General features: G+C 34.0%; 11 protein-coding genes. 4 read left to right on the top strand and 7 right to left on the bottom strand.

The features are described from left to right. Positions 1-244 precede the first annotated feature (244 nt). The 4 genes from I7822_RS23650 to I7822_RS23635 all read right to left on the bottom strand — a co-directional run bounded on the left by I7822_RS23650 (position 245) and on the right by I7822_RS23635 (position 4,083). Positions 245-664: a transporter gene (locus I7822_RS23650; RefSeq protein ID WP_207981530.1), complete on the bottom strand. Its 420-nt coding sequence runs from the start codon at positions 662-664 to the stop codon at positions 245-247. A gap of 234 nt (positions 665-898) precedes the next feature. Next, positions 899-1,897, bottom strand: coding sequence for a GGDEF domain-containing protein (locus I7822_RS23645; protein WP_207981529.1), 999 nt, complete (start codon positions 1,895-1,897; stop codon positions 899-901). A gap of 214 nt (positions 1,898-2,111) precedes the next feature. Further along, the gene (locus tag I7822_RS23640) at positions 2,112-2,507 is read right to left on the bottom strand and encodes a hypothetical protein (protein WP_207981528.1); all 396 of its coding nucleotides are present in this window, start codon (positions 2,505-2,507) and stop codon (positions 2,112-2,114) included. 289 nt (positions 2,508-2,796) lie between these two features. Continuing rightward, positions 2,797-4,083 carry an NCS2 family permease gene (locus I7822_RS23635; protein ID WP_207981527.1) on the bottom strand — a complete coding sequence of 429 codons (1,287 nt, stop codon included), beginning with the start codon at positions 4,081-4,083 and terminating at the stop codon, positions 2,797-2,799. Positions 4,084-4,554: 471 nt separating this feature from the next. On the opposite strand from I7822_RS23635, the gene I7822_RS23630 reads away from it, so the two are divergent. The 3 genes from I7822_RS23630 (at position 4,555) to I7822_RS23620 (ending at position 6,932) form a co-directional block, all read left to right on the top strand. Continuing rightward, a complete protein-coding gene (locus tag I7822_RS23630) occupies positions 4,555-5,205 on the top strand; it encodes a glycoside hydrolase domain-containing protein (protein WP_207981536.1) in 651 nt (216 codons plus the stop codon). A 197-nt stretch (positions 5,206-5,402) separates the two neighbouring features. After that, positions 5,403-6,308: a chemotaxis protein gene (locus I7822_RS23625; protein ID WP_207981526.1), complete on the top strand. Its 906-nt coding sequence runs from the start codon at positions 5,403-5,405 to the stop codon at positions 6,306-6,308. A gap of 75 nt (positions 6,309-6,383) precedes the next feature. Then, the gene (locus I7822_RS23620; RefSeq protein ID WP_207981525.1) at positions 6,384-6,932 is read left to right on the top strand and encodes an HD domain-containing protein; all 549 of its coding nucleotides are present in this window, start codon (positions 6,384-6,386) and stop codon (positions 6,930-6,932) included. Positions 6,933-7,252: 320 nt separating this feature from the next. Here I7822_RS23620 and I7822_RS23615 read toward each other — a convergent pair whose 3' ends face one another. The 3 genes from I7822_RS23615 to I7822_RS23605 all read right to left on the bottom strand — a co-directional run bounded on the left by I7822_RS23615 (position 7,253) and on the right by I7822_RS23605 (position 10,501). Then, positions 7,253-7,732, bottom strand: coding sequence for a YkyB family protein (locus I7822_RS23615; RefSeq protein WP_207981524.1), 480 nt, complete (start codon positions 7,730-7,732; stop codon positions 7,253-7,255). 785 nt (positions 7,733-8,517) lie between these two features. Continuing rightward, positions 8,518-9,816 carry a Mef(A)/Tet(V) family efflux MFS transporter gene (locus I7822_RS23610; RefSeq protein WP_207981523.1) on the bottom strand — a complete coding sequence of 433 codons (1,299 nt, stop codon included), beginning with the start codon at positions 9,814-9,816 and terminating at the stop codon, positions 8,518-8,520. Positions 9,817-10,006: 190 nt separating this feature from the next. Further along, positions 10,007-10,501, bottom strand: coding sequence for a L,D-transpeptidase family protein (locus I7822_RS23605; RefSeq protein WP_207981522.1), 495 nt, complete (start codon positions 10,499-10,501; stop codon positions 10,007-10,009). Between the two features lie 146 nt (positions 10,502-10,647). Here I7822_RS23605 and I7822_RS23600 point away from each other — a divergent pair, with 146 nt between their 5' ends. After that, positions 10,648-12,177, top strand: coding sequence for a Ppx/GppA family phosphatase (locus tag I7822_RS23600; protein ID WP_207981535.1), 1,530 nt, complete (start codon positions 10,648-10,650; stop codon positions 12,175-12,177). Positions 12,178-12,211: the final 34 nt, after the last annotated feature.

The following is a 12,211-nucleotide window of genomic DNA, read 5'->3' as shown; positions in this document are numbered from 1 at the left end:
TAAATTAATCGCTTTTAGCTTAATTTCTTTTGTATAGGTTGTTCTAATTTTCCCCATGAAAAAATCCCCTCCATAGAAGACAGTACAATCCTTTCTTTTTACTGTCCACTATAAGGGGATAATAACAAATTACTGGTTCCTTTTTAAAAAAAGTTTTTGTATTTTGTTTTGATTCTAGCAATGGAGCGAACCCTTTGAGGAAATGCTAGTGCAGTTAATGAGAAAGGGCTCTTGCGATTAGTTCTTACCTACAACTGAACGAACGAATACGATCTAAATCAATGCCGAAATATTCCCAACGATACTGATTTCTGCGCCAACGCCAGCCTGCTACAGAGTTTCTGCCTACAAATGTTGGGAAGTACCAAAATGCACGACCATTATTTAAGCGAATGTACGTATAACGGTAGAGACATCCACGAATTCCACCAGGATCAACCGCAAAAACTCCAAATTGTCCTTGACCCTGATCTTGAGGAATTGTACTTGGTGGTGGACCTGGAGGGGGACCACCTTGACCTGGAACACCGCCACCAGGAGGACCAAATGGTGGCTGACCAGGACCAAAACCACCTGGAGGGCCAACAGATGGAGACCCTCCTTGACCACCCATTTGTGGGAATCCAGGGATTTGAATTGTAAATTGACGATGATATGGATACATTCTAAATTTTTCTCCTCTCACATGAACCTTCAAGGTTACGATATGCAGGGGGGAAGCAATAGGTGAACGTCTATCTATGAACGTTGATTATGTATACATCCTGTTTGTGCTATTACTTAACCCTAGAATTAAATATCGTTACTGTGAGATCAGGTGGCAGCTAGAATGAATTGAAAAAGAAGATTACCGACAAAATAGATTTTTGTTATAACTGAGTTGTCTAAAATGCATAAATTATGTACAACTACAATTCGTTTGTTCGATTAAATTACTATCCTTATTTTCAAAATGAATATAGCAACTATCATCATATAACTTACATTGTTTTTTGACATCAGAAGCTATCTTACTAATTTCATCGATCGATTTGTAGGTGTGATGTTCGTTTGTTACAACCGCTATAGAAAGAGTCACAAGAGGGATATTACCAAAATTTCCATTACGGTCTTTTGTAAACACATATTTATTTTTCCAATCATTGTCATCATAGTACTCTTTTATACGATTTCTAAATTCATGCATGATTGCTTGACATGTTGGCTCAAAGTTATGATTTGGTAGAATAGCCACAAAATCATCTCCCCCGATATGACCAACAAAGGAGTCCTCAAGATTATTTAACAGAACATATTTACTTAGAAGATTAGAAACTTCTTTAATTAGTAAATCGCCTTTTTTGAAACCATATGTATCATTGTATTCCTTAAAATGATCTAGATCTAAATATAAGAGAGAAAAAGGCTTTGTTCCATTTTGTATGTATTCAAGCATTTTTTCCTCGATTAGAACATTACCTGGTAGTCCTGATAAAGGATTTGTATACATAGCCTGGTTTACTTGGATTTCAGCTAGCTTAATAAGTAAGTTTTTAATGCTAACAATTCCATGTAAACGTTCATTTTGTATGACAACAACATAATCATAAAGATTTTTTTGGCTTCTGGCCATTGCTTTTGAACTAACTAATGTGATTGGATCGAAGAATTCTACGATCAATGGATTTGTATCCATGACAAGATTTATCGGCCTACCCATAAAGAGATCAAAGCCATATTTTGTTGAAATTTTACGATAAAATTGCGATTTCATAACCAATCCGGCAGGTTTATCATCTTCAACAACAAGTATTCCTTCGAGATCGGGATTAACTTCAAAAAGTAAGTTCACTTCAGCACTTTTGGTAGTTAAAGAAACAACGGGTACCTTCTCTGAAATATCCCCTATGGTTAACATATACTCACGACTCCTATTATTTTACAGGCTTTGATTTACTCCTATTTTACTATATAGCTCACATTTAATTTGTTAAGTTAGTGTAAATTTTCAAAGGGAATTTACCTGAATCGCTTATTTTATATGGCTTTATCGAATAGTATTATATACCTAGTTGTTTTAAAGTAAAAAAAAAGAAGATGACGCAAAGATTATACTTTGAGTCATCCACTTTTTAACGCTCAAGAGGTTCTACAACCTTTGTTTCTAAATCAACCATATACCAAGCTTCACTTTTTTCTTGTAAGCCATCAACTGAATAAACATGAATAATATAATTACCTTTTTCTAAGTGATCATATTGAACAATCAGATCTTCATTTTCCTGCAAATCAAGTTTTTCTCTTACAAGCTCTTCGGCTTTTGTTGGGTGTAATGGATCGTGTTCATTATCTAGATTAAATTCTTCTCTTGATTCAACTAATAAGTCATCGTTCGTTCTTATTTTGTCATTACCAGTTTGTAGCAAGCCTTTTTCTTCAGTATTGCCTTCATTTAATGCTTCACCATTATTAACTGTATTACAGGCAGTACAGGCTAATAGGAATATAAATACCACTAAATTTTTCATCACACACCTCACAATGTCAGTTACCTTCTATAGTAAACATCTTCACTCTATATATTCTGTAAATAGTCGAGTGTTTTTATTCAAGGCTCTTTTTTTAAAGATTGTTGTTTTTTAATAGTTTCTTGAATAAAACCCGTTTTAGGTTGATTGGAGAGAAAGTCAACCATTCCCAATACTTGTTATATAGCAACAAAGTTTGCGAAAAATGCCTTATTTAAAGAAACTATGGGAAATAAATAACCTTAAAAAAATGACTAAAGACAGACCATTTTTGGTCTGCCTTAGTAAATTAATGAAGAGCATGAAAGATGAAATTAAGTAAAAATAACCCTGCAATAAAATAAAGAGGTGGTTTTACTTCTTTCCTTCTATTTAATAGAACCTTTAAAAATGGATACATAATAAATCCAAATGCCATTCCATCTACAATACTATATGTGAATGGAATTAACGCGATAATTAAAAAAGAAGGGAAGCTTTCACTAAAGTCATTTAAATCAATATGCTGTATATTTTGAATCATTAGGCTTCCAATTAAGAGTAAGATAGGTGCAATAGCGCTATCAGGTATGACTTTGATAAAGGGTAAAAATAATAATGAACTTAAAAACAAAACCCCAGTTGTAACAGAGGTTAAGCCTGTACGTCCTCCAGCAGTAATTCCTGCTGCTGTTTCAACGGTACTTACAGTTGGACTTGAACCAAATAAACCAGATGTAATTGTTGACAATGCATTGGCTTGTAATGAACGTTTGTACGTGTTTGGTCGATCAATCATATGAACTTGACCAAACACAAGTCCGATATTCTCAAAAACAATGACCATTGTTAATGAGAATGTAGCTGTCCAAAATGTTAAATCAGCAATTCGTTCGAAAGACATGGCGGCAATTACATCTTTATAAGCATGTATGGCATTTTCTGGACGTGTAGCAGATTCAAATGATAGCTGACCACTAAATCCAGCTAAAAGTGTACCAAGCAGGATGCTTATTAAGAAATTTCCAGGAATCTGCCTTGCAAACAACGCAATTGTTATTAATAGCGTAACTAGCGTTAACATAACTGATGGATCACTAAAGTCACCTAATGATACGTATGTTTCTTTATTTAAAACGACAATTCCACCCTTTTGTAATCCTATAAAAGTAAGAAATAAACCAATACCTACTGTAATGGCCTCTTTTAAGGAATGGGGGATCGATTCTGAAATAATCGATGCTAGCTTTGTAAATGCAATAACAGTAAATAATATACCCGATATAAAAACAACAGCTAAACCTTCTTGCCAAGATAAACCCATCCCTAAAACGATCGTATAGGTAAATAATGCGTTTACTCCCATACCAGGTACAAGGATAATCGGGGTATTTCCATAGAACCCCATGATAAAACAGCCTGCAATTGAGGTTAACACAGTCGCGATTATTCCTGCTTCTAACGGAATACCTGCATCAGATAAAATTGAAGCATTAACGACGACAATATAAACAATAGTAAAAAAGGAAACCGTTCCTGCAAGTATTTCTGTTTTAATAGTTGTTTTGTTGGCTTTTAGTTGAAAAAATTTATCCAATGTTTACCTTCCTTAAGTGTAACCCTCAGCCCATCCCGTATAATCGTACATACGATTCACAAAAAGGATTATAACAAGAGAATCACATTTATGCATTATTTTTCTTTTAAATTTAAGGCTCTGTTAAAGCTCGCTGTTGTTTTAGGCATTTTGTTGATTGGAACGGATATGTGAAACTCCAGCGGGTGGCTCATGGACCGCCCGCTGAAAGCGAACGCTTGGAGTGGAAATCAACAGCCAAGATTAACAGACCCAAATTTTTAAGATATGTTTCTTTTTATCATGCATAAATTTTTTATTATCATGCAGAAAGTAGCGGAAAAGAGTTTGGTGATAAAAGTTCCTAACAGAATTTTTTGATATTTTTCTAAATCAATGAAAAATTAATCAAACTTTGTAACGTAATATGTTTGAGACAACCCTATATTTCATATATATGAGTAGAGCTTAGAGAGAAAGGGTGTGAGGTCTCTGGCACGAAAGGTATGGGGAGTTGACTCGAGTAATCCGGTTGATCAAGAATTATATGAATGTGTGAAAAATCAACTTGGTTCACCTAAATTTTGGGGAAGATATTTAACTGAAAGAGTAAATGTTTCGAGTGGGCTAACTAAAGAAGAAATTAATTTTATAAGAAGTAAAGGTATTATGTTACTTCCAATTTACAATGTCATTACGGAAGCTGTAGGTTATGAAGAGGCAAGAGTAGCAGCAAGAAATGCAGTTTACCATGCTAGGAGATTAGGATTACCAAAAAATATTGCTTTATTTGCTAATGTTGAGCATTTTTTTAAAGTAGATGCAGCTTGGATCACAGGATGGGTAGAAACACTTTTACCTTCAGGCTATCGTTCCGGTTTTTATCATGATCCAGTGAAGGGAGATTTTTCACAAGCTTATTGTCAGGCTGTTCAACAAAATAATGAAGTTGCTGTTCAAGGAATCCTTTGGAGTGCAGAACCTGAAACTGGAGCCACTTCAGAACGAAAGGCACCAAGATATAATCCAGCGAAGCCAAACTGTAAAGCAAATGTATGGTTATGGCAATATGGACGTGATGCAAAAAAATGTCCAATTGACACAAACCTTGCTGATGAAAGAGTATTAAATTATTTGTATTAATGGAGCTTGGATTTGTTTCCAAGCTTTATTTTCATTAAACTATACATAAAATGTTTAGTGCGTTATGTTCGTTTATTAGAGTGGACATGCAAATCAATTATTATTTAACTCACTCGACTTTAAAATTATACTTTAGTTTCGAAAATATAAGCCGATATAAACAGTACAAAAGTTGATTACATGGAAGGAAGAAAAAGATGGTCCAACAAAAAGGAATTTTACTTGAAAGTGGAACAAATGAATTAGAAATCGTAGAATTTAGTATAGGTAAAAATAATTTTGGGATCAATGTAATAAAAGTAAAAGAAATCATCCAGCCTGTTAAGATTACTAAAATTCCTCATTCTCATCCTAATGTAGAAGGAATAATTGAAATCCGTGGAGAGATTTTACCTGTTGTAAATGTTGCAAACGCACTTGGATACAGTCCAAGTGATGATCCGAAAAATGATAAATTCATTATAACTGAATTTAATAAAACAAAGATTGTTTTTCATGTTCATTCAGTTACACAAATACATCGTATTTCATGGGATAAAATCGAAAAACCATCAGGCATGTATCAAGGCCTAGAGAGTCAAATCACAGGTGTAGTCAAAATCCATGATGAAATGGTGTTAATGTTAGACTTTGAGAAAATCGTTGTTGATATTAATCCTGAATCTAGTATTAATGTTGAGCAAGTAAAAAAGTTAGGGACTAGAGAACGCTCTGTCAAAAAGCTCATCGTTGCTGAAGATTCACCATTATTACGAAAGTTGTTACAAGAGACATTAAACGAAGCAGGGTTCCAAAATATTGAGTTCTTTGAGAATGGTAAAGATGCTTTATCATATTTACTTTCAATTATTGAATCAGGAAAAGCAATAGAAGATGAGGTACAGCTTGTTATAACAGACATTGAAATGCCGCAAATGGATGGACATCATCTTACGAAACGGATAAAAGAAGATCAATCGTTAGTTATTTTGCCTATTATCATTTTCTCATCTCTTATAACTAATGATTTGCGCCATAAAGGTGAAGTTGTAGGGGCAAATGCACAAATAAGTAAACCAGAAATAGGTGAGCTCATATCTAAAATTGATGAATTAATCTTATAGAGAATTCGTCATATGAATAAAATTTTTTAAGCCACTTGGGATAATCGTTCTTGTGGCTTTTTCTGGGGTGAAAGAATGATCATTACAAAAGCAAAAAAATTTGCTGAAACGGCTCACCAAGGTCAACTGCGGAAAATTAGTGGAGCTCCATATTTTACGCATCTTGAGAATGTAGCTTTAACATTATACAATTCAGGCTTTTCAAATAAAGTAGTAGCTGCAGGCTATTTGCATGATATTATTGAGGATACGAAAGTAACAAAGTTGCAAATTTCGAATTTATTTGGCAACGAGGTAGTGGAGCTTGTTTTAGCAAATTCAGAAAATAAATCGTTAGAATGGGAAGATCGCAAAACCGAAACAATAGAAAAAGCGAAAACAGCATCATTGGAAATAAAGGCATTGATTGCAGCAGATAAGTTAGATAACACTTCTGATTTGTTGAAACAATATAGACTTCATGGTGACAACGTTTGGAGTTATTTTAATCGTGGCTTTGATAAGCAAGCTTGGTATTATCAAAATCTTTTAGAGGCACTTTATCATGGTTTGGAAGATTCTAATGTACCAAGTTATTTTATGGATGTTAAAAGAAATATTGAAAAATTGTTCGGTGGCATTTGATCACTAGTATTAATGTATCGTTGGACTCAATAATATATCTAGCACAAGCGCCTAGCACTTCGAGCATAAGAAGATCCTGAATTGAAGGTAAAGAACACCTTCTATTCAGGATCTTCTTATGCTTTACAGGACTGAACAAGTCGCTTCCGGGGTTATTAGGGATAAGAAGTATCATGATGGGGAACTAGTTTACGTGTCTAGCTCTAGCGACTAGGTCCTCAAGTCATAAGTCACTCTATAATTGAAGGCAAAGAACGCCTTCTATTATGAAGCGTCTTATGCTTGTGGGACCTGATCAAGGATGCTTCCGCTTTTAATTATTACCTATAACTTTCCCCAAGTCTTTTGAACACTGGTTTTTCGTATGTACGTGTTTTTTTAGACTGGAATGATTTAGGTGGTTGTTTGTCTTCTTTCATTCCTACATAATTTTGTAAAAGGATTTTTGCCTTTGATAGTGACATATGTGTTTTGGGATTACGATATGTTTGATTCAAGGATCCTAAATGTGGAAGTTGATCGAAGTCATCTTTTGTAGGAGGCATATGAAAGTAATACTCTCCAGCTGATACTAATACGTCAGATTGTTGCTTACTATATTTTGGATTGTTAGAAAAATGAAGTCCTTCTTTTTTCGCTTTTCCTTCATGGACAAGTTTTATCAAGGCATTCTTTTTTAATCCATAAAGAAATTTAGGATTTGGTGCGGTTTTTGCATGACGGTTAACTACATAAATAGCACGTGCGAGGTTTTCGGTTGTTGGTTGTTTTGTAGGATCGAGTCGAATATGATCGTCCATTGTTTCTCTCCTTTTCTTGAACACTTTCAGTTTGAGCCATTCTTACTTAAATTATACTTCGAGAATAGTAAATTGCAACAAGTAATTAGGCATGAATTGTAAAAAATCTTTAAAATCTGATTTTCAATCTAATTTTTACTTCTAAGTGGGAAAATCAAATGAGTAGGGATTAATATTAATTTGTAAAGGGCATACACATGTATGTATTATGCCCAAAGTGTTTTCTATTTCTATATATAAGAACAAAAGCTAAGGGCGCCCGTTTAGCAAAGATAAAAAAGAGTACTCCTCTCTAGCTGCGGCTCCTAGCTCTTCAAGTCATAAGCCAATCAACTGTATAAGAAAAAAACACAAGAATCATCTGCTCGTCTTGCTTGTCAGACCTGAACAGTCGCCATCACTTGTTAATGTGCACAAAGGAAACACATTGAGCACGAGTGTTCGATGGTGATTTAGGTATAAGGAGTGTGAATTTCACATCTGATTTATAGTGTGGAGTTGGATGTCAAATTGTTATCTACAGTACAAGAATTAAATAATATCCTGATGTTTGAAAAAATTACGATTGATACTTCATCTGCTTCCTTTATAGTCATTTAATAGGAAATTCCTATTATTATTTTCGTTCATAAAATCAATAAATAGCTGAACAAAATAGCGACCCACTGTGTTCCTTTTCCTACTTCAATAATCGAAAGTGCTTTTTGAACTTGCATTCCATATCGGTAAATGTTGAGGGAATTTAGTGATTAAAAAAAGAAGCTGATAGTAAGACCTCAGCTTCTTTAAATCGAATTAATATTTGGACCAGGTTTTGTTCTTTGATTATGTTGGATTCTTTTTTCTTTTGCTTCAAATGCATCGCTTAATCTTGGTAACGTAAATGCATAGAAGAGTGAAACTAAAAGAATGATGATTGCCATTCCATAATACAAATAATCAATTGTTACAATTATTTTTGGGAAAAGAAATGCAATAAGTCCTAATGTAATTGACTGTGCTAGCATCATTAGAGGATCGATCCAACCACTTACTCTTCCCATTAACTTTGGATGGACAATTTTTGGCATCCATCCGCCAATTGCTATATTAATTGGTCCTAGGCACGTACCAATAACGAAGACAATAATTAAAAAGATTGATACATTATTGGTTAACCCTAAAAAGAAAATGAGCAAGCTTGTAACAAATATCGGAAACACCATTAATTGGTATGGTTTGAATTTTGAAGCGAAAAGAGTACCAATTCCGCTACCAGCTAATAAACCCAATCCAAGTGATATGGCAAAAAATGATGCATACCATTCATAATTATCAGGTGTTAGTTCATATTTCATTGTAAACATTGGTAAAATTGCAAATGCACCATTAACGATGCCGAAGATGAAAAACCCGAAAACTAAAACGGCTAACAAACGGTTTTTTATTATATATGCAATACCAGCTTTAAAGTCACTTAGAGACGATTTGAGGCTTATATCCTTCCATTCAAGTTTCCCATTTGGAAGTCTCGCAGATGTAGGGATTTTACAGGAACGAATTAATAATCCGGAGATAACGAAGCTTGCAAAATCTACAGCTACAGCTCCATGAATCCCAATCGTTTTATAAATTGCTGCACCGATTCCAACACCAAAAACCATAAATATACTAAAAAGCATTTGATTTAAACCAGCAGCTTGTGCGTATTGTTCTTTGTTTAAAATCCCTTGGACAAGACTATTTTCTGCTGGGAAAAAGAATTTTGTAACAGCACTACGTAAAAATAAAATAAGAAATACAAGCGGAACAGAGTTTAAGAACAAAGCACCAAATAAAACAATTGTCAGTGCTGCTCTAATCCAATCGCAGTTTTCTGCAACTTTTTTACGATCAAAGCGATCTGCAACAACTCCCACAATAAAAAACACTAAAATGGTTGGCAATGAATACATAAGCTCTGCCAATGTTGCGTAGGAAGGTTGATGACTAAAGTGGTCAAGTAGATAAAAGGCAAATGCCATATTTCCTATTGTGGTCCCCATTTGTGAGAAAAGAGCTGCATAAAATAATCTAACGAAATTCCGATTACGAAAAATTTTCATTTGTTTGCTCCTTACATTGCTATATCGTTTAGCTCCAGCAGTAAGACTTTGAGAAGAGTCGGTTGCTTGGCCCCTATAGTGCTTTTCGGGGCTGAACTAAGGCACTACCGTTTTGAACTATTACTTCATTTGTCATTATAAGGGATTTTATACAGTTTGAATACGCAACTTACAAAATATTAATAAAATCTTAAGGTCTAATTAAAACTCTAGTGCCATTAGGTACTATAGATGCTAGCTCTAATACATCATTGTTGTACATTCTAATACAGCCAAGTGATACTGCTTTTCCTATTGAAGCTGGATTATTTGTTCCATGAATTCCATAATGGATTTTCGATAAACTTAACCACATCACACCAAAAGGTCCTCCTGGATTTGGTTCCCGATTAACAATGACAAAATCTCCTACAGGTGTAGCAGTAACGATTTTACCAACCGCAATAGGATACTCCTTTACAACTTGTCCTTCTCTTTTTAAAATTAAACGTTTAGTAGAAACTGAAATTTGAATTGAAAAAGGAATGGAGTCGGGATTAGGTAAGGATGGTATGTTTATCTTTTGTCCTATATAAATAATATTTGGATTACTTATATTATTTACTGCTATTAATTGATTTAAAGATATTCGATAATTCGCGGCAATAATAGCAAGTGATTCCCTTGCCTTAACTATATGAATCATAGAAGCCCTCCTAAAATGATGGATTCATAAAGCATTCGTATGTCTAATAATGTTTTTTTTGTTGTGGTTAAAAAACACAGTATACCTTATGTTTGAATGTGGTATAATGTACCTTATTTTATCGAGTTAGGGTGTGAGTGTTGAAAGTGAACCAAGAAAAGTATGCAATTGTTGATATTGGCTCAAATACGATGAGGCTTGTCATTTATTTACGGGATAAAAGTGGTAGATTAAAAGAAATTCAAAATGTAAAGGCTGTTGCACGACTTCGAAATTATTTAACAGAAGCGGCCTTTTTAGAGGATAAAGGAATCGACATTTTAATAAATACATTGCAAAGCTTCCAAGAAGTAACAAGACATCATCAACTAGAAGAAGTAAAATGTGTCGCAACCGCAACGATTCGACAAGCTAAAAATCAAAACGATGTTCTTGAAAGAGTCAAGAAAGAAACAGATTTCTCGATGCGGATATTATCTGAGTTTGAGGAGGCATACTTTGGTTACTTAGCAGTAGTTAATTCAACTCCATTTGAAAGCGGAATCACCATTGATATTGGTGGAGGAAGTACAGAACTCACCTATTTTGAGGATCGAAAATTAATAAGCTATCATAGCTTTCCTTTTGGTGCACTGTCTTTAAAAAAACAATTTGTAAAAGGCGAAACTCCAACAGTGGAAGAGCTGAATTCACTTAGAGTGTTTCTAATCAATCAATTTAAAACACTAGACTGGATCTTGAATAAAAAACTTCCGATTATTGGAATAGGCGGAAGTGCAAGAAATATGGTGCAAATCCATCAAGAGTATACAGGCTATCCACTTGCAGGTGTTCATCAATATATGATGAGTAAACAAGATGTTAACGAAATCAATCATTTTTTACAATCAATTACTTTTTCTGAGATGCAGCGTGTTGAAGGACTATCAAAGGATCGTGCAGACATCATTATTCCAGCTGTGGAAGTATTTAATTGCTTAATGGAGTGTGTGGATACTGACAAGTTTGCACTAAGTAGAAAAGGTTTAAGAGACGGTGTATTTTATGAAGAGCTAACAAAAGAATTTGGACTATCTATTTTTCCAAATGTCATTGAGGAAAGCTTTTATGATTTAGCTACAGACTATAATATTAATATTAATCACGTATTCAATGTAACAGAAAGTGCTATGATGATCGCACAATTATTGAACAAGGCTGGATTTTCTTCAATTAACAAAGAGGATGCAAAACTTATAAAACGTGGTGTCTTTGTTTATAATCTCGGATCATACATAGATTCTGAATCTAGCAGTCAACATACTTTTTATTTATTAGCAAACAGAACAATAGATGGGTTACTTCATAAGGAACGTTTGATCATAGCTCTTATAGCATCTTTTACAAGTAAGGCAGCTTTCAAGAGAAATGTAACACTATATAGTCAGTGGTTTACAAAGGAAGAGCTAACTAAATACCGTTTATTAGGAGCTATCATAAAGTTCGCCTATAGTTTACATGCAACAAAACGAAATATCATCGATCATATTGGATTAGAAGCAAAAGGTGAAGAGCTTTTATTAGAAATTACGTGTAATAAGGATTGGAAACCTGAGCATTATCAAGTAGAAAAACAAAAAAAGCATTTGGAAAAACAAATAAAAAAGTCTATTAATGTGCAATTTTTAATAAAATAAATAACGTACTTCATCCTGAAAGTGACTTATTCGT

The sequence above is a fragment of the Metabacillus bambusae genome, from assembly GCF_017497975.1.
GTDB classification, from domain to species: domain Bacteria; phylum Bacillota; class Bacilli; order Bacillales; family Bacillaceae; genus Metabacillus; species Metabacillus bambusae.
This window is presented reverse-complemented; position numbering and strand designations above follow the sequence as displayed.

Coding starts and splice junctions, on each gene's coding strand:
- I7822_RS23650 (WP_207981530.1), bottom strand. CDS start 664: ATGTATCCATATCATCGTCAATTTACAATTCAAATCCCTGGATTCCCA.
- I7822_RS23645 (WP_207981529.1), bottom strand. CDS start 1,897: ATGTTAACCATAGGGGATATTTCAGAGAAGGTACCCGTTGTTTCTTTA.
- I7822_RS23640 (WP_207981528.1), bottom strand. CDS start 2,507: ATGAAAAATTTAGTGGTATTTATATTCCTATTAGCCTGTACTGCCTGT.
- I7822_RS23625 (WP_207981526.1), top strand. CDS start 5,403: ATGGTCCAACAAAAAGGAATTTTACTTGAAAGTGGAACAAATGAATTA.
- I7822_RS23620 (WP_207981525.1), top strand. CDS start 6,384: ATGATCATTACAAAAGCAAAAAAATTTGCTGAAACGGCTCACCAAGGT.
- I7822_RS23615 (WP_207981524.1), bottom strand. CDS start 7,732: ATGGACGATCATATTCGACTCGATCCTACAAAACAACCAACAACCGAA.
- I7822_RS23610 (WP_207981523.1), bottom strand. CDS start 9,816: ATGAAAATTTTTCGTAATCGGAATTTCGTTAGATTATTTTATGCAGCT.
- I7822_RS23605 (WP_207981522.1), bottom strand. CDS start 10,501: ATGATTCATATAGTTAAGGCAAGGGAATCACTTGCTATTATTGCCGCG.